We start from the raw sequence: 24,708 nt of genomic DNA, 5'->3' as shown, positions 1-24,708 counted from the left end.
ACTTGATTGCAGATTAGCGTGACTCTTCCTCGGCCTTCTTGGTCTCAGGAGCGTCAGCACCATAGTAGTTGTAGTATGCATTGTAGCGGTTGTAACCCCACTTAGCCTGCAGCATGTCGGGGTCGAGCTCCTTAGCCTTGTCGAACAGCTCGATAGCCTTCTTGTACAGCTCCTTCTTCTTAGCAGGATCCTCGATGTTCTGAGCCTGTACGCTGTAACCTGTACCTGCGTAGGTAGCGATGATAGCGTTGTCGGGCTTAACCTCGAATGCCTTCTGGAGGTAAGGAACAGCCTCCTCGGCCTTGTTAGCCTGGAGCAGAGCCAGACCCTTGTCGGCGAGGGCTACAAAGTTGTTAGGATTAGCGGCAAGAGCGTCGTCGAGGATCTTGTTAGCCTCGTCGGTCTGACCAAGACCCAGCAGGGTGTTGTACAGCTTCTCCATTACACCGTCGACCTTGTGCTCGGCATAGATGTCCTTCAGGCTGGCAGCATACTTAACAGAGTCGTCCTTAGTCTTCAGACCGTCGCCCAGAATCTCGAGCTTGAGGTTGAGAGCATTCTCGTACTCCTCGGGATCCTTCATAGCTACATCAGCCAACTCAAGAGCCTTAGCCATATCCTTGTCCTGATAAGCGAAGATTGAAGCGAAGCGGGCTACCTGACCGAAGAAAGGCTTCTGCTGCTCGCGGTCGCAATCCTTGAACATAGGAGCGGCGTCGCTCTCGGTGAACAGCTGCCAGTACTTACGAGCTGAGGCGTTATCCTTAGCGGTAAGAGCGTCCTGACCAGCGTTAACCAGAGTGTTACGTGGAGCAGTCCACAGGCGCTGAGCATTCTTAGCAGCAAACTTAGGAGCTACCTTACCCTTCTCGTTAGGCATCTGGTCGAACTTGTCGCACTCGATACCTGCTACGAGAGCGGCATAGGCCATCTCGTTCATCAGTTTCATATCAACGGGCTTCTCTTCCTTACCCATCTGCTTGTTTACCTGATTCTCGGTCTGGATAGCGCTCTGAGCATTAAAGTCGTTCAGGGCAAGGTCAACAAGCTTGTTGTAGGCCTTTGCCTTCTCGGCATCGTTAGCCAGAGAACCAAGGCTGCTCTTGATGAGAGTCTCAGCTTCTGCATAAGTCTTTGCCTTGAGGATAGCCTTCAAAGCGTCACTGTCGCCGGCAAATGCGGTAGAGCTAGCTACCAGCACACATGCCATCATGATTAATTTTTTCATAAGCTTTTAAAATTGGTTGAACTTATTGTTACTAAAATTTATTTTTTGACGTTTACTTGAGCGGATAGTTTAATCCTTATTCTCGGTCTCGGGGGCCTCAGCAGCCTGAGCAGCCTCAGCGTCGATCTCTGCCTCCTCGATATCCTCGTCCTCGGCCTGCGAGTGCATTACCTTACATACCGAAGCGATGCTATCGTTCTTCTTGGTGAGGTTGATGAGACGAACACCCTGTGTGGCACGGCCCATGACACGAACATCGGCCACCTTCAGGCGAATCAGTACACCACTCTTATTAATAATCATCAGGTCGTTCTCGTCTGTTACCACCTTGATGGCTACCAGGCGACCGGTCTTCTCGGTGATTGAAAGGGTCTTAACACCCTTGGCACCACGTGAGGTCTTACGGTAATCCTCAACCTCAGAACGCTTACCATAACCGTTCTCAGAAACTACCATGATAGTCTCGGTGTTAGGATCGTTGACGCAAACCATACCTACAACCTCGTCGTCGCCACCGTCGAGACGCATACCGATTACACCGGTAGATACACGACCCATGACGCGCACATCGTTCTCGTCGAAACGTACGGCACGACCGTTACGGTTAGCCAGCAACAGCTCGTTGTGACCGTTGGTGAGGCGAACGCCTACTACCTGGTCGCCCTCGTTGATGTTGATGGCAATCACACCGTTGGCACGTGGACGTGAGTAAGCCTCGAGACAGGTCTTCTTGATGATACCCTGCTTGGTAGCGAATACTACGTAGTGTGAGTTAAGGAACTCGGTATCGTTGAAGTTCTTGATGCGCAGAACGGCATTGATGGCGTCGTCGGGCTCGATATTCAGCATATTCTGGATAGCGCGACCCTTTGAGTTCTTATCGCCCTCAGGAATCTCGTAACACTTCTGCCAGTAGCAACGACCCTTCTGTGTGAAGAACAGCAGCGTGTTGTGCATCGTGGCAGGATAGATATACTCGGTAAAGTCGTTGTCGCGATGACGGGCTGCCTTTGATCCCATACCGCCACGACCCTGCTCGTGGAACTCTGACAGTGGGGTGCGCTTGATGTAACCCATGTGCGAGATAGTGATAACCACTGGATCGTCGGGATAGAAGTCCTCGGCATTGAACTCGTGGTCGAAAGGAATAATCTCGGTACGACGCTCGTCGCCATACTTCTCCTTCACCTCCTGCAGGTCGGCCTTCATCACCTCCTTACAACGCTCGGGGTTATCCAGAATCTCCTGCAACTCGGCAATCAGCTTCTGCAAGTCGTCGAACTCCTGGTGGAGCTGATCAACACGCAGACCAGTGAGCTGAGCCAGACGCATGTCGACGATAGCCTTACTCTGCAGCTCGTCGAGTTCGAAACGGGCCTCCAAGTTACGCTGAGCGTCGGTTGGAGTCTTACTGTTACGAATAATATGTACAACCTCGTCGATATTGTTAACGGCGATGATCAAGCCCTCCAAGATGTGGGCACGCTCCTGAGCCTTGCGCAGATCGTACTTGGTGCGACGGATGGTTACGTCGTGACGATGCTCAACGAAATACTTCACACAATCCTTGAGCGAAAGCAGGCGTGGGCGACCCTTTACCAGAGCGATGTTATTAACTGAGAATGAGCTCTGAAGGGCTGTCATCTTAAACAGCTTGTTGAGCAGTACGTTGGCGTTGGCATCGCGCTTGCAATCCACAACGATACGCATACCCTGACGGCCCGACTCATCGTTAACATTAGCTACACCCTCAATCTTGTGCTGATTAGCCAAGTCGGCAATGTAAGCTACCAGGTCGGCCTTGTTTACACCGTAAGGAATCTCGGTTACCACAATCTTATCGTGTGTGTCGCCGCTCTCAATCTCGGCCTTGGCACGCATTACGATACGTCCGCGACCTGTTTCGTAGGCATCCTTCACGCCCTGCAGGCCATAGATATAAGCACCTGTTGGGAAGTCGGGACCTGGGATATACTGCATCAGGCCTTCGGTATCGATATCAGGATTGTCGATATAAGCGCAGCAACCATCGATTACCTCGCCCAGGTTGTGGGTAGGCATATTGGTAGCCATACCTACGGCAATACCGTTACCACCGTTAACCAGCAGATTAGGAATCTTGGTAGGCATAACGGTTGGCTCCTCGAGCGAGTCGTCGAAGTTAGGCGCCATATCTACGGTTTCCTTATCCAGGTCGTCCATAATGTGCTCACCCATCTTTGAGAGGCGGCACTCGGTGTAACGCATGGCAGCAGGTGAGTCGCCATCCACCGAACCGAAGTTACCCTGACCATCAACCAAGGTGTAACGCATGTTCCAATCCTGAGCCATACGTACCAGGGCACCATATACTGAAGAGTCGCCGTGTGGGTGGTACTTACCAAGCACCTCACCTACTACGCGGGCACACTTCTTATAAGGCTGGGTAGAAACGTTATTAATGTTCATCATACCGTAAAGGATACGACGATGAACAGGCTTGAAGCCATCACGAACATCGGGAAGGGCACGGGCCACGATTACTGACATAGAGTAATCGATATAGCTCGATTTCATCTCTTCTTCGATGTTGATCTTAATAATTCTGTCGTTGTCGAATGTTTGATCCATCTTTTTATTTTACTATTTGACTATATACAATTTTACCATTTTTGCGTTTAAGGGCATTTTTAAGCCCTCTGACGCGTTTTTAACCGTGCAAAGGTAATTATTTTTTTGCGACCCACCAAACCTTTTAAGCTATTTTATGGTAAAAAATTAGCTTTTTATGGCACGATGTTTGCAAGATTTGTTGTATCTTTGCAGAAGATATATAATATAAGGTATATTAATAACAATTAGAAACAGACATAGATGACGACACAATTTTCGCCAAAACTATCAGAAATACTGGCTTTCTCGCGTGAAGAGGCAGCTCGACTGGCTAGCCGATCGGTGGGTCCCGAACACCTGCTGCTTGGCATTCTGCGCAGTAACGAGGGTCCGGTTATCGACCTGTTTAACAGGCTGAACCTGAATATGCAGGCGGTAAAGACTGAACTGGAAATGCGCGTAAGGGAGGACGAGATTGGTCAGCCCATACACACTACCGACCTGGTGCTGAACGAGAAGGCCAGCAACGTACTGCGACTGGCTGTACTGGAGGCACGCATACAGAGAGCCAATAAGATAGACGAACAACACCTGCTGCTGGCCATACTGCACGACTTGGCTAACAACGGGGCAAAACAAGTTTTAGAAATGAACGATGTGACATACGACGACGCTGCAGCCATACTGTTTGCGCCGAAGAACACAAACGTAAGTAATAACGTGAGCAACGGCATAGGACTGCCCGACGAGGAGGAAGAGGAGTTTGAGATGAATGGCGACAAGGGCATTCCGGTAAGCAAGATTAATAACACCGCCCAGAAGAAGCCCACCTCGAAGACACCTGTACTCGACAGCTTTGGTACCGACCTGACAAAGGCCGCTGCTGATGGTAAGCTGGATCCCTGTGTGGGTCGCGAGCGCGAGATACAGCGTATTGTAGAGATTCTGGGTCGCCGCAAGAAGAACAACCCCATACTGATTGGCGAGCCTGGTGTAGGTAAGAGCGCCATTGTAGAGGGACTGGCCCAGATGATTGAGGCCCACCACTGCAGTCCAATGCTGTTTGGAAAGCGCATTTTTACGCTGGATATGACAGGCGTTGTGGCAGGCACCAAGTATCGCGGACAGTTTGAGGAGCGCCTGAAAGCCCTGATGAAGGAGCTGGAGGCTAACCCCGACGTGATTGTATTCATCGACGAGATACACACCATCATCGGTGCAGGTTCTACCCCTGGCAGTATGGATGCTGCCAACATTATGAAACCAGCCTTGGCACGCGGCACCATACAGTGCATTGGTGCTACCACGCTGGATGAGTATCGCGAGAGCATTGAGAAGGACGGTGCCTTGGAGCGCCGATTCCAGAAGGTACAGGTAGAGGCTACCACCAACGAGGAGACGCTGCAGATTCTGCGTAACATCAAGGATCGCTACGAGCAGCACCACCACGTGACATATACTGACGCGGCACTCGAGGCCTGTGTCAAATTGACAGACCGATACATTACCGACCGCTTTATGCCAGATAAGGCCATCGACGCGCTGGACGAGACTGGTTCGAAGGTACACTTAGGCAACGCACAGATTCCACCCGAGATTATTGAGAAGGAGAAGGAGCTGGCCGATGCCCGCGAAAAGAAGCAGAAGGCAGTGAAGAACCAGAACTACGAGCTGGCAGCCGGTTATCGCGACCGCGAGACAACCCTTACCAAGGAGTTGAAGGAACTGAACGACCGCTGGAGCAACGGCGAGGGCGAAGAGCGACTGGTGGTAGATGCCGACCAGGTGGCCGAGGTGGTTTCGATGATGACGGGTGTGCCCGTACAGCGCATGGCCGAACAGGAGGGTGTACGCCTGAAGGGTATGGCCGTAGAGCTGAAGAACGCCGTGATAGCCCAGGATGCCGCTATCGACAAGATGGTAAAGGCCATCCAGCGCAACCGTGTAGGACTGAAGGAGCCCAACCACCCTATCGGCGTGTTTATGTTCTTAGGTCCTACAGGTGTGGGAAAAACCTACCTGGCCAAGAAGCTGGCCGAGTTTATGTTTGGCAGCAGCGAGGCGCTGATTCGTATCGACATGAGCGAATATACCGAGAGCTTTAACACCTCGCGACTGATTGGTGCACCTCCGGGATACGTAGGTTACGGCGAGGGCGGACAGCTGACAGAGCGCGTGCGCCGTCACCCCTACTCGATTGTTCTGTTGGACGAGATTGAGAAAGCTCACAGCAACGTGTTCAACCTGTTGCTGCAGGTGCTTGACGAGGGACGCATGACAGACGGTAACGGACGACTGGTGGATTTCCGCAACACGGTGATTATCATGACATCGAATGCAGGTACTCGCCAGCTGAAGGACTTTGGCCGTGGCGTAGGTTTCGGTGCATCGGCACAGACGGGACTGATGAAGAGCGACAAGGACAAGCAGTATGCACGCGACATTGTACAGAAGGCACTGTCGAAGCAGTTCTCGCCTGAGTTCCTGAACCGACTGGATGAGATTATCACCTTCGACCAGCTGGATCTGGATGCCATCAAGCGTATTATCGATGTAGAGCTGAAGAGCCTGTACAACCGTATTGAGCAGATAGGCTATCACATCGACCTGAGCGACGAGGCCAAGGAGTTTGTGGCCACCAAGGGTTACGATGTGCAGTTTGGTGCCCGTCCGCTAAAGCGCGCTATACAGAACTATCTGGAGGATGGCATTAGCGACCTGATAGTGAATGGCGACCTTGAACCGGGAGCCACCATCCATATCACACTTAAAGAAAATGAGTTAGCATTCAGCTAACTCATTTTTCTTAATTATCAATTGTCAATTATCAATTGCACGCCAGTGCCTCGCATTCTTTCAACCAAAGGGCGGATGATGCATCGCTTGGCATACGCCAATCGCCTCGAGGCGACAAGCTGACACTACCCACCTTTGGACCATCGGGCAAGCACGAACGCTTGAACTGCTGATTAAAGAATCGGCGGCAGAAGGTGGTAAGCCATTTCTTGATGGTCTCCTCGTCGTAAAGGGCTGGTTTCTCGCTGGTAGCGGTGCAGAAAGCACGCTTGGCCAACAGGAAAATCTTCTTAGGACTGAAGCCGTAACGCAGGAAGTAATAGATAAAGAAATCGTGCAGTTCGTAAGGACCAACCAGATCCTCGGTCTTCTGCTTGATATTGCCGTTTTCGTCGGCTGGAATCAGCTCGGGCGAAATGGGGGTATCGATGATATCCATTAATGTATCCGTAGCCATTTCTCCTGCTACGTAGCCTACCAAGTAACGAATCAAAGTCTTGGGCACACCGGCATTCACACCATACATCGACATGTGGTCGCCATTATAGGTAGCCCAACCGAGTGCCAACTCCGACAGGTCGCCTGTACCTACCACGATGGCGTTCTCCTTGTTGGCCACATCCATCAGAATCTGTGTGCGCTCGCGGGCCTGCGAGTTCTCGTAGGTGATATCGTGAACCGAAGCATCGTGATTGATATCACTGAAGTGCTGGGTTACAGCTGCGGCAATACTGATTTCGCGAATGGTAACACCCAAGGTTTCCATCAGCTTCAGGGCATTGTTATAGGTACGGTCGGTGGTACCGAAACCAGGCATGGTGATACCCACGATGCCCTGACGGTCGAGACCTAACTTATCGAAAGCCTTAACGGTTACGAGCAGTGCCAAGGTAGAATCCAGACCACCGCTGATACCGATAACAGCCTTTTTGCCATTGATATGGTGCAGACGCTTTACCAAACCCATCACCTGGATATTGAGAATCTCCTCGCACGACGCCTGCATATCCTCGCTCTTGGGGATGAAGGGATACGGATCGATATTGCGGAAGAGCTCGAACGGACGCTGGCAGGTAGCCTTGCAAGCGATTTCGCGAGCGTGGGCATTACGCTGTGCATTAATGAAAGTGGTATTGGTGCGACGCTCAACATGCAGCGCCTGCACATCAATCTGACACATCTTGATTTGTGGCTGCAACGAGAATCGGTCGCCCTCTTCGAGCAGTCGGCCATTCTCAAAAATAATAGCATTACCGCCATAAACCACATCCTGGGTAGACTCGCCAAAACCGCAGCTGGCATAAACGTAACCGCTAATCATACGGGCACTCTGCTGGGCAAGCAGCGACTTAAGATAAGCATGCTTACCAATCAGTTCGTCGCTGGCCGAGAGGTTGAAGATCACATCGGCACCAGCCAAAGCCAAGTTGTTGCTGGGTGGTGTGGGTGCCCATACATCCTCGCAGATCTCGACACCGAACTTCACGCCATCGGCAGTAACAAACACCTGAGGTTCGGCTGATACGTGAACGGGGCTGCCTGCAAAATAAATATCGGTAGGATTCAAGTCCTGAGCCGATGCAAACCAGCGCTTCTCGTAAAACTCACCGTAGTTGGGCAGGTAAACCTTTGGCACAATGCCCAACAGCTGTCCACCCTGCAGCACTGCTGCACAGTTGTACAGCAAACCGTTGACTACCACTGGCAAACCAACAATCACGATAACGTTGAGCTTGCGGGTGAAATCAAGCAGTTTTACCACACCATCCTCGGCATGATCCAACAGGAGTTGCTCTTTAAACAGATCCTGACACGAATAGCCCGTGATGCAAAGCTCGGGAAACACCATCACCTCGACACCACGATCCTCGGCCTGAGCTATCAGGCTCTCAATCTGCTGCACGTTATACTCTACATCGGCCACTTTTACGGTGGGCACAGCAGCTGCTACGTTTACAAATCCGTATTTCATAGTTTTACTTTTTGTACGTCGTTCTCAATGAGTGTGTAAATAAGTGCGGGCTGCTCGAAGAAGTCGTTCTCGCGGAAGGCATGCAGCTTGTAGAACTTAACGGTATCTACACGCACCTGGGCATTAACGGGCGACTTAAGCAGGAAATGTTTTTCGCGCTTGTAAGCCACCAGCTGTACACACAGATGCTCAAGATCGTTCAGGTCCTCACGACCGAACTCCTCGATAAACTCCTTGCAGTTAGGCTCAATCTCGCCCTCGGCTCTCAGCTTCCAGGCTGTACCCTCGGCAGTCATCAGCACATAGCGCAGATAATAGTTCGAGTCGTTAACCAGATAGCTCTCAAAACGGGTTTGCGAGAGTTCCTTTACATCCATAGGCACAAAGGCCAGGAATGCACTCAGCTTGTCGCCACCCTTGCGCTCCTCGGGTTTTGGCTTAAAGGTAATGGGACGGTCGGCAGGCTCAATCTCGGGCTCCTCGTCATCGTCGGCAGCCATACGGGCCTTGGCCTTCTGTTCAACCATACGGGTAGTTTCGTAGCTCTCCTCGCCTACCACTACCACCTCGTTGATGAGCATCGGCATCTGGAAGCCGTCCTCATCCTCAACAAGCACTATATTCTTGCCCTGGAAGCCAGCCACCTTTCCGCCGCCAACTTCGCTCAGGAATCTTACTTTATCTCCAATCTTCATCTTTAAAATACTGTAAATTTGGGGCAAAGTTAAAAAAAAAAGCCCGAACTACAAAATAGTTCGGACTCTTTTTACCAATAGGCGGCTATTTAGTCGAGACCAAAGAGAATCTTCAGTCCGCCATCCACACCCGAGAAGCCCATAAAGGCCAGGCTAAGCAAACCTGCCGAGAGCATGACGATGGCCATACCCTGCATGCCCTTAGGAATCTTTACCAGCTCCAGCTGCTCGCGCATACCAGCAAACACGGTAAGAGCTACACCAAAGCCGATGGCTGTTGAGAAGGCGTAGACTACCGACTGCAGCAGGTTGTAATCCTTCTGGATAACCAGAATGGCCACACCCAGCACGGCACAGTTGGTGGTAATCAGGGGCAGGAAAATACCTAATGCCTGATAGAGGGCTGGCGACACCTTTTTGAGCACAATCTCTACCATCTGTACCAGCGAGGCAATCACCAGGATAAAGGCAATCGTCTGCAGATACTGCAGGCCAAAGGCATCGAGCACATATTTCTGAACCAACCAGGTAACGATGGTGGCCAGCGTAAGCACAAAGGCTACAGCTGCTGACATACCCAGCGAGGTATCAATCTTTTTTGAAACGCCAAGGAACGGACAAATGCCCAGGAACTGCGACAACACGATGTTGTTGACAAAGATGGCGCTAATGAAAATCAACAAATACTCCATAATCTTATTTTTTTTCTTGGCACGGATTACACGGCTCTCTTTTAGAGAAACACAGCTTTTGTATGAAGCAGGCCGTGTCTTTATTTATAAAGCCGTGTTAATCCGTGCCTAATAATTAATCATTGCTTCTGAGTTTGTTAACAATCGCGATGAGGAAGCCGAGGGTGATAAATGCACCTGGAGGCAACACAAAGAGCAGGATGTTATAAGTCTCGGGAATCAGGGTGAATCCGAAGATTGAACCTGAGCCTAACAGCTCGCGACACATACCCAGCAGGGTAAGACCGAGTGTAAAACCAAGACCGATACCGATACCATCGAACAGCGAAGCTACGGGTGAGTTCTTTGCGGCAAAAGCCTCAGCACGACCCAGGATGATACAGTTAACCACAATCAGCGGGATAAACAAACCTAACGAGGCATCGACATCGGGCAGATAAGCCTTGATAACCATCTGCAGCAGCGTAACAAACGCAGCAATCACTACAATGAACACAGGAATACGTACCTTATCGGGAGTAACCGATTTTAAGCACGAGATAACCACATTGGTACAGATGAGTACCGCCATTGTGGCGAGGCCCATCGACATACCGTTGGCAGCAGAGGTGGTAGTGGCCAGTGTAGGACACATACCCAGCATGAGGACGAACGTGGGGTTCTCCTTAACAATGCCGTTTTTTATAATCTGTATTGCATTCATAAACTATTCACTTTTTTTAGTTGCGCCTGTAGCTGCATCCATGGGGGCAGCCTTATAAGCGTTATAAGCATTGTTTACAGCCAACAGGAAAGCACGACTGGTAATAGTTGATGCAGTGATGGCATCTACCTTACCGCCATCCTTCGATACGGTGAGAGGCTGAGCGGGAGTAAGGCCGATAATATCGCCCTTCTCGCCCTTCTGGAACCACTTATCGGCCTTAGCACCAAGACCTGGTGTTTCGGCATGTTCCAACAGCGTGTAACCCAGAATCTGGCCCTCGGTATTAAAACCTACCAGCACCTTCAGGTTGCCACCAAATCCACCAGTGGTAGATTCAACAGCAGCACCCAAATCTTTGCCCTGGGCATCCTTAGTTTCGTAAATCACATAAACCAGCTCCTTGCCCTTGGCATCGGTCTGCTTTACGGTATCGGTGTTAGCTACCTGCAGGTCGTCGACACACATCACCGACTTGATACCATCGGCCAGCGCCTTGGCTTTCTGATCGGCAATAGGCCCCTCGGTAAGGTGGTTCACAAAAGCCAGGATACCACCCATGATAACTGCTACTCCGGTGAGCACCAGCACCATATTTAATAATGACGATTCGAGTTTCTTCATAATCTTTTCATTTTTAAATTTTTACATTATTTCGAAACTTCCCCGAAACGTTTTGGTTTAACATAATTGTTGATGAGCGGTGTGAACGCATTCATAATGAGAATGGCAAACGACATACCCTCGGGATAAGCACCCCAGTTACGGATAACCACAGTAAGGAATCCGATGGCAACACCATAAATCAACTGACCCTTTGGTGTCATAGGACTGGTAACATAATCGGTTGCCATAAAGATGGCACCCAACATCATACCACCGGTAAGCAGCACGGTAAATGGATCAGGATAAACAGGATTAGCCAGATGCAACAAGCCTGAGAACACAAACGCAGTACCAAGGATGGATACAGGAATGTGCCAAGTGATAATGCGGTTATAGAGCATAAAGGCCAGACCCAACAGCAGGGCCAACGCACAAATCTCGCCCATGGCACCAGCACCACCCGAACTTGAACCTAAGAACAGGTCGAATGATGAGGGTAACTGCTCGAGCAACGAGGCATCGCCCATACGGATGGCCGAATTGATAATCGAAAGCGGTGTGGCACCTGTCTCGGCATCGAGATAGGTATCCCACTGTCCAATCTTAGGCCAAGTGGTCATCTGGGCAGGGAAAGCTACCAGCAAGGCAGCACGACCCACCAACGCAGGGTTAAAGATATTGTTACCCAAACCACCGAACGTAAACTTAGCTACGCCAATGGCAAACAGCGCACCAATCAGGATAATCCAGATGGGCAGGTTCGAAGGCACGTTGAACGCCAGCAGCAGACCGGTAATCACAGCCGATCCGTCGACCAAGGTGTTCTGTTGTCTCTTCAGAATATATTTGCAGATAGCCCACTCAAAGAAGCAGCAGGCAGCCACACTGGTAGCGGAAACGATAACCGCACCCAAGCCAAAGAAATAGAACGAAGCGAGCAGCGCAGGCATCATGGCGATGATAACACCGTACATGTTGCGCTCGATCGAATCGCGGCTGTGAGCGTGTGGCGATAATGAAACTATTAACTTAGACATTAAACGTTAAACATTAAAGATTAAACATTTTATTTTTTTGCGGCGGCGCGGGCGCGGATGATACCCATCACCGTGCTCTTACCCAAGCGGATGTTATCCAACAGCGGACGATAAGCCGGACAAGTGTACTGACACGAGCCGCACTCGATACAACTGGTGATATCCTCGCTCTCGGCACGCTCCCAGTTCTTTACCTCTGAGAGTTTTGCCAGCAGGTAAGGCTCCAAGCCCATCGGACAAACACCTACGCACTTGGCGCAACGGATACAAGGCTGGGCATCCTTACGGCGAGCCTCATCATCAGAGATAATGGTTACCGAGTTGGTTCCCTTGCAGATGGGCACCTCTACCGAAGTAAGGGCCTTACCCATCATAGGTCCGCCAGCCAGCAGTTTGTTATCGCCCTCGGGCATACCGCCACAAGCGTCGATCAAATCCTTCATCGGTGTACCCATACGCACCAGGAAGTTGCCTGGGTTCTGCAGTTTCTTACCGGTAACGGTGGTGTAACGCTCAAACAGGGGTTTATTCTTCATCACAGCCTCGTAAACGGCAAAGGCTGTACCCACATTCTGTACGATAGCGCCCACATTTACAGGGATGGCAGGAGGTGCGGGTACCTGACGATTAATCACGGCATCAACCAACTGCTTCTCACCACCCTGTGGGTAGCGCTGCTTCAAAGGCACAACCTCAACCTGATACTGGGTGCCATTGAACTTTTCATTGCACTTTGCAGTGAGCAGTTCGATAGCAGCAGGCTTGTTGGTCTCGATACCGATATAACCCTTGGTTACCTTGGCGCCCATCATCAGGAGCTCAAGTCCAACCAAGATCTCATCGGCATGCTCCATCATCAGGCGATAGTCGGCTGTGATGTAAGGCTCGCACTCTACAGCGTTGATAATCACGCACTCGGCCTTAGCTGTTGGTGGAGGTGTCAACTTGATAAAGGTGGGGAAACAAGCACCCCCCATACCTACTACACCGGCGTTCTGTACACGCTTTACAATCTCCTCGGGAGTGAGCTCGGGATGAGCTGCCACCAGTTCAAGCTTATCTGAACGGTCGATACTCTCTTCCCACTCATCGCCCTCGACATTGATGATAATCACGGGCTTGCGATAACCGGTAGCATCGATAGCCGTATCAATCTTGAATACGGTACCGCTAACCGACGAGAAAATAGGTGCCGACACAAAACCGCCAGCTTCGGCAATCATGGTTCCTACCTTTACCTTGTCGCCCTTCTGGACCACGGGTTTGGCAGGCGCACCGATATGCTGACCCAATGGGAAAATGGCCTGCTTAGGCAGCGCTGCTACCTTGGTGGCCACCTCGTGGGTAAGCTTATTCTCTGCAGGGTGGATACCACCCATACTAAATGTTTTTATCTTCATGCTTTTGCCTCCTCTTCTTTTTTAGGTTCTTTGGGCTTTGGTGCAGGTGCAGGCGTTGGGAAGTTAACATCCACGATAGCATGCTTAGGACAAACGGTGACACACTTGCGGCACAAACGGCACTTGGTGTGGTCGATGTAAGCCAGGTTGTTCTCAACGGTAATCGCACCAAAGTTACACTCCTTTTCGCACTTGCCGCAACCAATACAGCTAACGGCACAAGCCTTCATGGCAACAGGGCCCTTGTCCTTGTTCACACACGAAACGAACACGCGACGGTTCTTTGGACCTTTTTTGCGCAGCTCGATGATGTTACGCGGACAAGCCTTTACACAAGCACCACACGAGGTACACTTCTCGTCGTCGACCTCGGGGATTCCTGTCTCAGGATTCAGACTGATAGCGCCAAACTGGCAGGCAGCCACACAATCGCCACAACCCAGACAGCCAAAACCGCAAGCTGTTTCGCCAGCACCACAAGCATGCATAGCGGCACAGGTACGCAAACCCGAATACTCGGCAATCTTGGCACGATGCTCGCAAGTACCGTTACAACGCACTACGGCAACCATCGGCTCGGAATTGGCGATGGCCATCCCCAACAAGTCGGCTACCTTTCCCATGGTCTCAGCGCCACCAACAGGACACATCAGTCCGTCGAGGCTTCCGGCATCGGCACCCTTCACAAGGGCATCGGCCATACCGCTACAACCAGGGAATCCGCATCCACCGCAATTGGCTCCGGGCAACAACTCGCCCACCTGCGCAATACGGGGATCCTCATAGACAGCGAACTTCTTGGAGGCTGCAAAAAGCACAATAGCAGCTATCAAGGCGATAGCTCCAAGTACAATTACTGCAATCAAGATGAAATTCATAATCTATTTGTTTTAGTTACTATAATTATTTCTCGATATTGAAGGCTATCTGCTGCTGGATGCGGTTCTTCATCGCCCACAGCGCCAGATAGTAAGGTACCAACGACGCTAAAGCCACCAACGCAGCAAGCCCCTCATCGCTTGTAAGCTTCAGGGCTATCATCAGTACACATATTAATAATAAGAAAGGTGCGCCAAAGCCCAACAGCAGGGCGCGGTTGGCCACATCCTTCGATGCCCACACGGTAACCTCCTGCCCTACTTGGTAGCTTGCGGTATCGGTGGTAAACACATCCACAATCTTTATTTTCGATTCGGCAGCGTTACAGTGCGAAGCCACCTTACAGGCAGCACACGCCGAGGTCTGGACAATCTGCACCTTGATGCATCCATCCATAATACTTTTAACGGTTCCCGAATGTGTTATCTTATTACTCATTAATTTGCTAAGTAGACATTACATTTTGCAAAGGTACGACAATCTGCTGAATAAAACAAGCGAAAATGCGGTTTTTTAGCAAAAATAATCGTAATCGTTTGCAATTACAAAAGATTTTTTATACTTTTGTCGCAGAATTAATACAAAAAGAAAGATGAAAGCAACCGAACTAGCTCAGCAGCAGATTGAGCGTGCTATCCGTAAGATAGCCGACAAGTTTCCTCCTACACAGGAGGCTAATGTAATGACCGATATCCACTTCCGCGTAACGCAGGATACCGGCGAGCTGATGGCGTTCGACGATAACGACGAAGAGATTAACCGTTGCATCATCGAAGACTGGATTGGCGATACATCCGACAATTTCTTCGAAGAGATACCTGCCGTGTTCCGCAAGTGTCTGGATAAGATGAAGGATACCATCGAGAATATGTCGATTCTGAAACCATTCTCGTTTGTACTGGAGAATGAAGACAAGGAGCCGGTAGCCGAGTTGTATCTGGTTGACGACGAGACCGTGATTTTCGATCCCGAACTGATGAAGGGTTTGGACGAAGATCTGGATGCGTTCCTGAAGCAGCTGCTGGCCGACTAATCTAACTCCTCACTTTTTTGCAACTGGAAATTACGCTGGGCATCTAGCGTAAACACTTCCTCTGTGCGTGTTTTGTGGGCGTCCTTCGAGTAGTCCATCAAATGAATTTCGTAATCACTCGTGATGGTGAAGTACTGCAGGATGTCTTCGGCACCGAAATCGTCGAGATCGGCCTCCTCATCAATCGCGTACAAACAGAGTTTATCTACAGGCATATAATCGTTGTCTAAAGAATACAGCCACAAAGAGTATCTGTCGTCTTCCTCATCGGCAGCCAGAATCATCAGGCGTGCACCTAATGACTCGGATAGCGAGATGGCTTTCTGCTTGTTGTTACCCTCCAGCTCCAATGCCTTGGCAATATCCTGAGGCACGGGTTTGAAATCGGGCAGGTAACGCACCAGCTCATCGCTATAGGTAATGGGTAATGGCAGGAGGTTCAAGCTGTCGTAGAACTGCTTCAGCGGGTTATCGGCATCAGCCAAGTTGATACCCTGAGCCGCCAATCGCTCGGCAGCTTCTATCTTCTGAATACTGTCTAACTTGTGCTGCATCTCCTCAGCACTCATGCTCCTGCCGCCACAGGCAGCCATCAGCATCACAGCAAAAATTCCTCCTATCAACCCTTTCATTGTTCTTATAATTTTATCTTCTTCGAAGCAGGTTTGCTCTCGTTCTGAATACGGTTCAGAGCAGTTACCACGTAAGTAAACTTCTCCTTACCCTCATCGTAAGGCAGCTTGTAGAAGGGCTTATCGGTGATGGCCACAATCTTCGAGGCATCATTTACATTCACCTTCTCGCCCTTGGCAAAACGATACACCACAAACTTGTTGGGGTGCTGATCCCAGTGCTTGCTGTGGGTGGGCGTCCAGAACAGGATGTAACCATCCTCGGTCCAAACGGGTGCCAGCTTCTTTACCTTCTTAGGAGCCTTATCGCTAAGGAAAGGCATCTCGGGCTGCAAGGCAGGATTCTGCCAGTACTTGGTGCGCAGCAAGGTGCCGTAATTACCCACATTATCAACAGCAGCCTTGGCATACCACAGTACGGTACCCTTCACAGCTGGGTTAGCACGGTGCAGATTCATCTTGGCATCCATCTGGTGCTTGTTGGGGTTCTGCAAATCGGGATATTTCACGGTGCGCTCAACATCCTCACCAATCACCAGCGGACGGTTGGCGGCATGCTGATTCCACCACTTAATCAGGGTTGCATAATCGGCAGCCTTATTGCCAATTTCCCAGTACAACTGGGGCACGCAATAATCCAACCAACCATTGTTTACCCACAACAGAATGTCGGCATACAAATCATCGTAATTCTGGGTGCCGTTGGTGTTACTGCCCACAGGCGAGCTCTTTTTGTTACGATAGATACCGAATGGCGAGATGCCCACCTTTACCCATGGCTTAACCTCGTGGATGGCCTGATAGAACTGCTCGATAAACAGGTTTACGTTATAACGGCGCCAGTCGTTCTGGTCCTTGATACCATTAGAGTGATCGTGGAACAGCTCATCGTCGGGAATGCTCAGTCCCTTCACGGGGTAAGGATAGAAATAATCGTCCATATGGATACCATCCACATCGTAACGGGCTACGATATCCTTGGCAACCATACAGATATAATCGCGGTTTTCCTGCATACCAGGATTCAGGATAAACAAATCGTCGTAAGCAAAACAGCTATAGGGCTTGCGAACGGCAATATGGTTATTGGCCAACTGATGGGTGGTCTTGGTCTTTGCACGGAAGGGGTTAATCCATGCGTGCAGCTCCATATCGCGCTTGTGGCACTCGTCGATCATCCACTGCAAAGGGTCCCAATAAGGATTGGGGGCCTTACCCTGTGTGCCGGTCAGGAATCGGCTCCAAGGCTCAATCTTACTCTCGTAGAGCGCATCGCACTCGGGGCGCACCTGGAAGATAATCACGTTTACGCCATCCTTCTTCAACTCGTCCAGCTGATAGGTAAGCGTTTGCTGCATCTTCTTGGTACCAAGATTCTGGAACTGTCCGTTTACACACTGTATCCAGGCTCCGCGCATTTCTCGCTTCTGAGCCCAAGTTGTCATCGCCAGCATCAGGGCGAGAGCCATCAATAGGTATTTATTCTTCATATTTGTATTTGTTCTTTCTTGCTTCTTCGAGTGACACAATCTGAGTCTGCTCCTGGTGATATTCCTCGCGCAGGGTTTCGTACTTCTGGTCGAGTTCATGCTCCACCGCCTGCTTGTCGGTCAACAGCTTCTGGGCAACCAGTGCATTCTGCGAGGCATCCTTCATCCATACTACCGGACCGCCATAAACGGGGGCAATTTTTAAAGCGACATGCAGCTCGCTGGTGGTAGCGCCACCAATCATGATGGGGATATCCAAACCGGCTTTCTTCAGCTCTTCGGCCACGTTCACCATCTCCTCTAAGCTGGGGGTTATCAAGCCGCTCAAACCTATCATATCCACGTGCTCCTCCTGAGCCTTTTTCACAATCTGCTCGGCAGGCACCATCACACCCATATCCAATACCTCGTAGCCGTTGCAGGCCATCACCACATTCACAATGTTCTTACCGATATCGTGCACGTCGCCCTTAACGGTAGCCAACAGCACTTTACCTGCCGAAGTGGTGCTCTCGGTTTTCTCAGCTTCGATGTAGGGCTGCAGGATATCAACGGCCTGCTTCATGGTGCGGGCTGTTTTCACCACCTGCGGCAGGAACATTTTTCCTTCACCAAACAGCGTACCTACGGTATTCATACCTGCCATCAGCGGACCCTCGATAATCTGTACCGCATGGGTAAACTTAGGCAGGGCCTCTTTCAAATCTTCCTCCAAGAATGTGCCGTCGCCCTTAATCAACGCCTGGGCTAATCGCTCTTCAACTGGCGTCTGGGCGCGGTCCTGAAAAGGGGTGTTTTCGCTCGTGGCGCCACCCGCTTCTTTCTTGGCTAATTCTTCCTCGAGTATCTTACCGGCCAACTCAATCAGAACCTCCGATGCACCCTTCTTGCGGTTCAGCACCACATCCTCGATTACTTCAAGCTGATCCTGAGGAATATCAGCATAAGTAACTTTGGTTGAAGGATTTACGATACCGAAATCCATTCCTACTTGAATGGCGTGATACAGGAATACGGCATGCATGGCCTCGCGGATATAGTTGTTACCGCGGAACGAGAAACTCAGGTTACTCACACCACCGCTGACGTGTGCACCGGGCAGATTCTGCTTAATCCATTCGGTAGCGCGGATAAAGTCGATAGCATAGGCATCATGCTCCTCCATACCCGTAGCAATGGCCAGGATATTGGGGTCGAAGATGATGTCGAGCGGGTTCATACCCACCTGCTCGGTAAGAATCTTATAGGCACGTGAGGCTATCTCGATACGACGCTCGTAGGTAGTGGCCTGTCCCTCTTCGTCGAAACACATCACCACCACAGCAGCACCATAACGCATCACATCCTGAGCGTGCTCGATAAACTTCTGCTCGCCCTCTTTGAGCGAGATTGAGTTGACGATGCTCTTACCCTGCACGCACTTCAGTCCGGCTTTGATCACCTCCCAGTTCGACGAGTCGATCATCACGGGCACTTTAGCGATATCAGGCTCGGCTGCAATCATATTCAGGAAGGTTGTCATCTCCTGTTTGGCATCCAGCAAGCCATCGTCCATATTGATATCAATTACCAAGGCTCCATCGGCCACCTGTTTGCGGGCGATAGAGATAGCCTCGTTGTATTTCTTTTCCTTAATCAGTCGCAGGAACTTTCGCGAACCCGCCACATTGCATCGCTCACCCACATTCACAAAATGCACCTCGTCAGTAACATTCTGCAGTTCCAGTCCCGATAGCCACATCGTGGTAGATTTCTCTGCGGGCACATGGGGTTTCTTGCCAACCACCAGCGGACCGTATAAACGGATAAACTCATCGGTAGTACCGCAGCAGCCACCGATGATATTTACGATGCCCTCATCCACCAGCTCGCCCATCTTGGGAGCCATACTCTCTGCGGTCTCATCGTAAAGACCAAGGGCGTTGGGCAATCCGGCATTGGGGTGACAGCTGATATAATAAGGTGCTTTCTGGGCCAACTCGCGGATAAAAGGTTTCATCTGCGTGGCACCAAACGAGCAGTTCAGTCCGATAGAGAAAATAGGATAAGTGCTGACGCTGGCCAGGAACGCCTCAAGCGTCTGACCCGATAACGTACGACCAGCCAGATCGCTCACCGTTACCGACACCATAATGGGCAATTCTACCCCGCGTGCTTCCATCGCGCGCATACAGGCATCGATGGCACATTTGGCATTCAGCGAGTCGAAAATGGTCTCTATCAGCAGCGTATCTACCCCACCCTCAATCAGTCCGTCGGCCTGTTCCTGATAAGCCTCCAGCATCTCGTCGTAAGTCACATCGCGGAAAGCTGGATTGCTTACATCGGGCGACATCGAAAGGGTTTTGTTGGTAGGACCGATCGAGCCTGCCACAAAGCGGGGTTTGTCGTCGGTACTATACTCATTGGCCAACTGTCGGGCTAAGCGTGCCGACTCGCTTGCCATCTCATGCGCACGGTCTTCAAGATGATATTCAGCCTGCGAAATGCACTGACTGCTGAACGTGTTGGTGGTGATGATATCGGCACCGGCTTCGAGGTATTTGCGATAAATATCCGAAACTATCTCGGGGTGTGTCAGGTTCAGCTCGTCGCTGTTACCCACCTTGCCCATCACGGCACCTATCATGGTTCCCATACCGCCATCGAGTATGAGAATACGCTGTTTTATGATCTCGTTTAGTTTCTTCACCCTTAATGTTTAATGTTTAATCTTCAATTATTTCCAGACTTTCATCGCACGGTCCATTTCACGGCGATCCTCCTTTTCCTTCAGCGTCTGTCGCTTGTCGAATTCCTTCTTACCCTTACACAGCGCCACATCAACCTTGGCCCGGCCTTTGTCATCGATAAACACCAAGGTGGGCACGATGGTAAAACCCGTTTGTTTGGTGGCACTCTCAAGGGCGCGTATTTCTTTCTTGGTTAGCAACAGCTTTCTGTCGCGTTTGGCTTCGTGGTTGTTGTACGAACCGTAGAAGTAAGGACTAACGTTCATGCCCTTCACCCACAACTCGCCGTTAAGCACCACGCAATAGGTATCCACCAAGCTCGCCTTACCCAGTCGGATGCTCTTAATCTCGGTACCGGTAAGCACGATGCCTGCAGTATAGGTTTCAACAAAGAAGTACTCGAACGAGGCCTTCTTGTTGCGAATCTGTACAGGACTCTTTTTGCGTAACTGTTCTTCTGTCTTGTTCATCTCTTACTATTAAATGATCTTTGCGAAGTTGTCCAGGTGATCGTCCACATAATGGGCGATATCCTCGGTCCACTCTTCCTCGTTCTCGATAAAGATATCATCCAGATTCTCGAACTCAGGATACTGCTCGAACATAGCCATGAAATCCTCGTCGCTCTTCTCGGTTTCAATCTCTTCGCGATATTTCAGCCACAGGGTGTGGGCATCGTAAATCAACTTTGAGGGGGCACGCATATCCCACTGGCGCAGTGCTTTGGCCAGGGGGTTCTTAAAGATGAAGGGACCGTAGCCGTTGTAAATCAGCTGTACAAATCCGCCATCCATCACCTCTTCGTGCAGAATGTTCCAGGCCAGCAATGTCAGCTGGTCGGCATTCAACTTGGCCATGCTCTCGGCAGTCAGTTCGCCACCGATAGCATCGTAGATAGCCTTTACAAACACATCCAGGAACTCATCCATTCCCTCGAGTGCAGCCTGCTGCAAATCCTCGTCTTTTACAATTACCTCCACCATAAACGTTAATGTTTAATGTTTAATCTTTAATCTCGTAGACTCCTGTTGGTGTCTTGCGCTTCAGCACTTCCAGCTCCACATCCTTGCCAGGAATCACACCATGACTGCGCAGGATGGTCTCTACCGTCTTACGTGCCAACTCAGGATGATTGTTCTCCTCGCTCAGGTGGCACAGCCAAACGTGCTTCAGGCCCTCGCTCATATTCTCAACCAGCGCCTCGCCACACGATACGTTCGACAGGTGTCCGCTACCACTCAGAATGCGCTGCTGCAGATAAGCGGGATAAGGACCGTTCTTCAGCATCTCCACATCGTGGTTGGCCTCAATCACCAGGTAGTTGGCACGATTAATGGCCTGCTTGATATCGTCGGTAATGCTACCCACATCGGTAAGCACCACAAACACAATACCTTCAACCTCCAGCTCGTAGCCCACATTCTCGCTGGCATCGTGAGGCACAGCAAAAGGGCGCACCTTAAAGTCGCCAAGCTGTACTTGTTCGCCAATTACCAACTCGTGTTTATGATCTTGCGATACTTTCTTCGTTACACAATAATTCTGGTCTATGCCCTGGTGTACTTTATGTGTGGCATAAACAGGCAGGTTGCAGTCGTGACTCAGGGCACCCACACTTTTAATGTGGTCGGCATGATCGTGCGTTATCAAGATACGCTTCACGGAATTAAGCTGAATACCATACTCTCTACAATACTTCTTCAGTGTGCGTATTCCTATACCAATATCTATAATCAGCCCGTCGGTCGCTGTGCCCAGATAATAGCAATTACCGCTGCTACCGCTTCCAAAGGATATAAACTTCAACATCTCAAATATAATTTTCGTGCAAAGGTAGCACAAATAATCGAGAAATGAGAATTTAAAATTTAGAGATGCCGTACTATTTTACTTTTTTAACAGTAATTAGAATGGCATACCTACTGCAAAGTGGAAGGCAAGGTCGCGACTCAACTTTGGATGAAGAAGTGGGTAGTGAGCTTCCGACTCAATCTCGAAAGCAGGATTGATGGCTTTCATACCCAAATCGAAGCGCAGAATAAAATAGTCGAAGTTCAGTCGCAAACCGGCACCATAGCTCACAGCCAAGTCGCTCAGGAAGGTATTAAACTTAAACTGTCCGCCAGGCTGATCGGGATAATCGCGCAGCGTCCAGATGTTACCGGCATCGGCAAAAATAGCGCCGTTGAATTTCCAGAACAACTTCATGCGATATTCCACGTTCAAATCCAGCTTCAGGTCGCCCGTCATTGTAATAAAGTTTATACGTCCGTCCTTATCCTTGTAACGACCAGGGCCGAGACTACGAACCGACCATCCGCGAACGCTATTGGCACCACCCGAGAAGTAACGTTTCTCGAATGGCAACACCTTAGAGTTACCATACGGATAAGCTACTCCCAGACCGATGTGGAACACCAACTGATCGTTAGTACCCTTGAAGATTTGCTGGGTATAGTCGAAATCGCCCTTTACGTACTGTGCATAGGCGATATTAAAGAGTTTATACTGACCTAAATCGTTCTTCGAACCACCAAAAATCTTAGAGCAGGCGCCTAACAGATTACCAGCTGTTTCAACATTGGTTTTCAGCGCTACCACACCGTTGTTATATACGTAACCAAAACCCATTTTCATAATAAACAGGTCTTCGTAATTGTAGCGCAGAATCACATTCTGGTTCGAGGTATTATCAAGATATTCTGTCTTAAAAGTTTCACTAATCCAAGGCATGAACACATAGTTCAGATTCACCAGGTCGAAACGATAGCTATCATGATGATTCTGGGGTTTCCAGAGATACGACCAACCAGCTGACAAGACTCGACGATGGAACTCAGGACGGTCCTGCACATCGTACAACAGCGACAATTCGCTGGTGGCAATCGTACGGCGACGGAAACTGCTACTCAGGAACGGCATGATGAATCGTGGGAACGAGAGTTTGGTTTCGGCACTATACTCGGTAAAGTCCTGATTGCTGTAACCCTCCAAACCCTTGATGGCCTCGTAGGCACCACGCAACTGCAAACTAAATGTTTCCGACCCACGGAACAGGTTACGGTTCTGATAAGTGAGCGAGGCAGCCGCACCAAAGTCGCCAGCGGTATTAGTACCTTCGGGCTGGAAACTGATGGTAGATGGCTTGTTGGTCTGCACCTGAATCGTAGCATCCAGCAACGTGGTATCGGGCTGCTGCCCAAAAGCAATATTGGTATATTTTACAGCACCCAATCGTCCGAAGTGGTTATAGGTATTCTGCAGCTTTTCTGCCGAATAAGGCTTTCCTGATTCCAGGAACGTATTCTCGCTCAGCACTTTAGGGCGCAGATGCAGATGATCGTCGGCACCACCCTCGTACTTGATACTATCGATGGTATAGGCCTTGTGCTGCTGTTGCAACAACAACCTCAGGTTAACACCCTGCTGCTCCTCGTCTTTACGGGCACCATAGGTAATATACTCCTTATGGAAACGGAAGTAACCGCGATTCTGCAGATACTGGGTGATGGCATTACGCTCGGCCGACAATGTCTCAACGCTGAACTGCATACCCTGATGCAACAACGACGAACGTCCACGCAGCAAGCGCGCCACCGTGGTATCCTCGATCACAAAATCCAGTTCGCGTACAAAATAAGGCTTGCCTGGATGCAGCACATACACGGCATCAAGTTTATGCTTGTTCTTATCGATAAACAGTTCAACCTGAGCATCCAGATAACCTTTGTTCTGCAGGGCCTGCTGCAGATCCTTACAAGTAAGCTGTGCCTGAAGCGTATCGTAGATAACAGGCGCCTCGCCCATCTGTCGCAGCATACGGTTCACCCACGAGCTGTCCTTGCCCGCCATCGCATAAACGCCCAAAGGCAATTTTACAGCCGAGAACCAGCGCGAGTTAGGTTTCTGTCGCACATAGCCCTTCAAACTACCCGGATTAATATCGTGATACTTACCATCGGCAACCACCTTTACTTTGTTCAGCAGGTAGCTATCTTCCGGAATATCACGACTCACCGAACAGCTACTCAGAACGAGTGCTGCAGCCAGACATATGGGGGGTAAAAACCTATTATGAGTTGCCTTGAGATCCATTTTGGCGCAAAATTAATAAAAAAACGGCACGAATGGCACGAATTAACACGAAATATTAAAAAAATTCGGCTAATTCGCGTAATTCATGCCTAAAAACCTGTAACTTTGCACAAAAATCAGACAGAC

20 protein-coding genes are annotated in these 24,708 nt (G+C 50.1%); 2 read left to right on the top strand and 18 right to left on the bottom strand.

What is annotated here, in order from left to right; translation table 11 throughout:
- Nucleotides 1–13: 13 nt before the first annotated feature.
- Both BLR73_RS00920 and gyrA read right to left on the bottom strand, forming a co-directional pair.
- A complete protein-coding gene (locus tag BLR73_RS00920) occupies nt 14–1,228 on the bottom strand; it encodes a tetratricopeptide repeat protein (protein ID WP_091858016.1) in 1,215 nt (404 codons plus the stop codon).
- Nucleotides 1,229–1,297: 69 nt separating this feature from the next.
- Nucleotides 1,298–3,838: a DNA gyrase subunit A gene (gene gyrA, locus BLR73_RS00915; protein ID WP_091858011.1), complete on the bottom strand. Its 2,541-nt coding sequence runs from the start codon at nt 3,836–3,838 to the stop codon at nt 1,298–1,300.
- Nucleotides 3,839–4,081: 243 nt separating this feature from the next.
- On the opposite strand from gyrA, the gene BLR73_RS00910 reads away from it, so the two are divergent.
- Complete coding sequence (locus BLR73_RS00910; RefSeq protein WP_091858008.1) at nt 4,082–6,616, top strand: ATP-dependent Clp protease ATP-binding subunit; 2,535 nt, start codon at nt 4,082–4,084, stop codon at nt 6,614–6,616.
- A gap of 31 nt (nt 6,617–6,647) precedes the next feature.
- Here BLR73_RS00910 and BLR73_RS00905 read toward each other — a convergent pair whose 3' ends face one another.
- The 9 genes from BLR73_RS00905 to BLR73_RS00865 all read right to left on the bottom strand — a co-directional run bounded on the left by BLR73_RS00905 (nt 6,648) and on the right by BLR73_RS00865 (nt 15,038).
- Nucleotides 6,648–8,588: an NAD(+) synthase gene (locus BLR73_RS00905; RefSeq protein WP_091858006.1), complete on the bottom strand. Its 1,941-nt coding sequence runs from the start codon at nt 8,586–8,588 to the stop codon at nt 6,648–6,650.
- A complete protein-coding gene (locus BLR73_RS00900) occupies nt 8,585–9,283 on the bottom strand; it encodes a DUF2027 domain-containing protein (RefSeq protein ID WP_013065031.1) in 699 nt (232 codons plus the stop codon). The genes BLR73_RS00905 and BLR73_RS00900 overlap by 4 nt, the downstream gene beginning before the upstream one ends.
- Nucleotides 9,284–9,372: 89 nt before the next feature.
- Complete coding sequence (rsxA, locus tag BLR73_RS00895) at nt 9,373–9,975, bottom strand: electron transport complex subunit RsxA (protein ID WP_013065610.1); 603 nt, start codon at nt 9,973–9,975, stop codon at nt 9,373–9,375.
- A gap of 115 nt (nt 9,976–10,090) precedes the next feature.
- A complete protein-coding gene (gene rsxE / locus BLR73_RS00890) occupies nt 10,091–10,678 on the bottom strand; it encodes an electron transport complex subunit RsxE (protein ID WP_013063517.1) in 588 nt (195 codons plus the stop codon).
- A 3-nt stretch (nt 10,679–10,681) separates the two neighbouring features.
- On the bottom strand, nt 10,682–11,302 hold the full coding sequence (locus tag BLR73_RS00885) for an RnfABCDGE type electron transport complex subunit G (protein WP_033149326.1): 621 nt from the start codon (nt 11,300–11,302) through the stop codon (nt 10,682–10,684).
- Between the two features lie 26 nt (nt 11,303–11,328).
- On the bottom strand, nt 11,329–12,321 hold the full coding sequence (locus tag BLR73_RS00880) for an RnfABCDGE type electron transport complex subunit D (protein WP_033149325.1): 993 nt from the start codon (nt 12,319–12,321) through the stop codon (nt 11,329–11,331).
- Between the two features lie 29 nt (nt 12,322–12,350).
- The gene (gene rsxC / locus BLR73_RS00875) at nt 12,351–13,721 is read right to left on the bottom strand and encodes an electron transport complex subunit RsxC (protein WP_073042368.1); all 1,371 of its coding nucleotides are present in this window, start codon (nt 13,719–13,721) and stop codon (nt 12,351–12,353) included.
- Nucleotides 13,718–14,599, bottom strand: a complete 882-nt coding sequence (locus BLR73_RS00870) for a Fe-S cluster domain-containing protein (protein ID WP_013063846.1) — start codon at nt 14,597–14,599, stop codon at nt 13,718–13,720. The genes rsxC and BLR73_RS00870 overlap by 4 nt, the downstream gene beginning before the upstream one ends.
- Before the next feature lie 25 nt (nt 14,600–14,624).
- Nucleotides 14,625–15,038, bottom strand: coding sequence for a SoxR reducing system RseC family protein (locus tag BLR73_RS00865; RefSeq protein WP_074760613.1), 414 nt, complete (start codon nt 15,036–15,038; stop codon nt 14,625–14,627).
- Between the two features lie 154 nt (nt 15,039–15,192).
- On the opposite strand from BLR73_RS00865, the gene BLR73_RS00860 reads away from it, so the two are divergent.
- Nucleotides 15,193–15,633 (top strand): hypothetical protein, encoded by a 441-nt coding sequence (locus tag BLR73_RS00860; protein WP_033149322.1) that lies wholly within the window; start codon nt 15,193–15,195, stop codon nt 15,631–15,633.
- On the opposite strand, the gene BLR73_RS00855 is transcribed toward BLR73_RS00860, so the two are convergent.
- The 7 genes from BLR73_RS00855 to BLR73_RS00825 all read right to left on the bottom strand — a co-directional run bounded on the left by BLR73_RS00855 (nt 15,630) and on the right by BLR73_RS00825 (nt 24,582).
- Nucleotides 15,630–16,265, bottom strand: coding sequence for a hypothetical protein (locus BLR73_RS00855; protein ID WP_143010851.1), 636 nt, complete (start codon nt 16,263–16,265; stop codon nt 15,630–15,632). The two genes, BLR73_RS00860 and BLR73_RS00855, sit on opposite strands and share 4 nt — an antisense overlap.
- A gap of 5 nt (nt 16,266–16,270) precedes the next feature.
- Nucleotides 16,271–17,755, bottom strand: a complete 1,485-nt coding sequence (locus tag BLR73_RS00850) for a glycoside hydrolase family 10-like protein (RefSeq protein WP_176763581.1) — start codon at nt 17,753–17,755, stop codon at nt 16,271–16,273.
- Nucleotides 17,745–20,393: a methionine synthase gene (gene metH / locus BLR73_RS00845; protein WP_233456482.1), complete on the bottom strand. Its 2,649-nt coding sequence runs from the start codon at nt 20,391–20,393 to the stop codon at nt 17,745–17,747. The genes BLR73_RS00850 and metH overlap by 11 nt, the downstream gene beginning before the upstream one ends.
- 81 nt (nt 20,394–20,474) lie before the next feature.
- Nucleotides 20,475–20,957 carry an SsrA-binding protein SmpB gene (smpB, locus tag BLR73_RS00840; protein ID WP_013063647.1) on the bottom strand — a complete coding sequence of 161 codons (483 nt, stop codon included), beginning with the start codon at nt 20,955–20,957 and terminating at the stop codon, nt 20,475–20,477.
- A gap of 9 nt (nt 20,958–20,966) precedes the next feature.
- Nucleotides 20,967–21,470, bottom strand: coding sequence for a DMP19 family protein (locus tag BLR73_RS00835; RefSeq protein WP_013065468.1), 504 nt, complete (start codon nt 21,468–21,470; stop codon nt 20,967–20,969).
- Nucleotides 21,471–21,489: 19 nt separating this feature from the next.
- On the bottom strand, nt 21,490–22,296 hold the full coding sequence (locus BLR73_RS00830) for an MBL fold metallo-hydrolase (RefSeq protein ID WP_033149318.1): 807 nt from the start codon (nt 22,294–22,296) through the stop codon (nt 21,490–21,492).
- A 96-nt stretch (nt 22,297–22,392) separates the two neighbouring features.
- Nucleotides 22,393–24,582, bottom strand: coding sequence for a translocation and assembly module lipoprotein TamL (locus BLR73_RS00825; RefSeq protein ID WP_091858002.1), 2,190 nt, complete (start codon nt 24,580–24,582; stop codon nt 22,393–22,395).
- Between the last annotated feature and the right edge of the window lie 126 nt (nt 24,583–24,708).

Source organism: Prevotella sp. khp1 (assembly GCF_900102205.1).
Lineage (GTDB): Bacteria > Bacteroidota > Bacteroidia > Bacteroidales > Bacteroidaceae > Prevotella > Prevotella ruminicola.
Note: the sequence above shows the minus strand (reverse complement) of the source record. Positions and strands in the feature narration are given on the sequence as shown.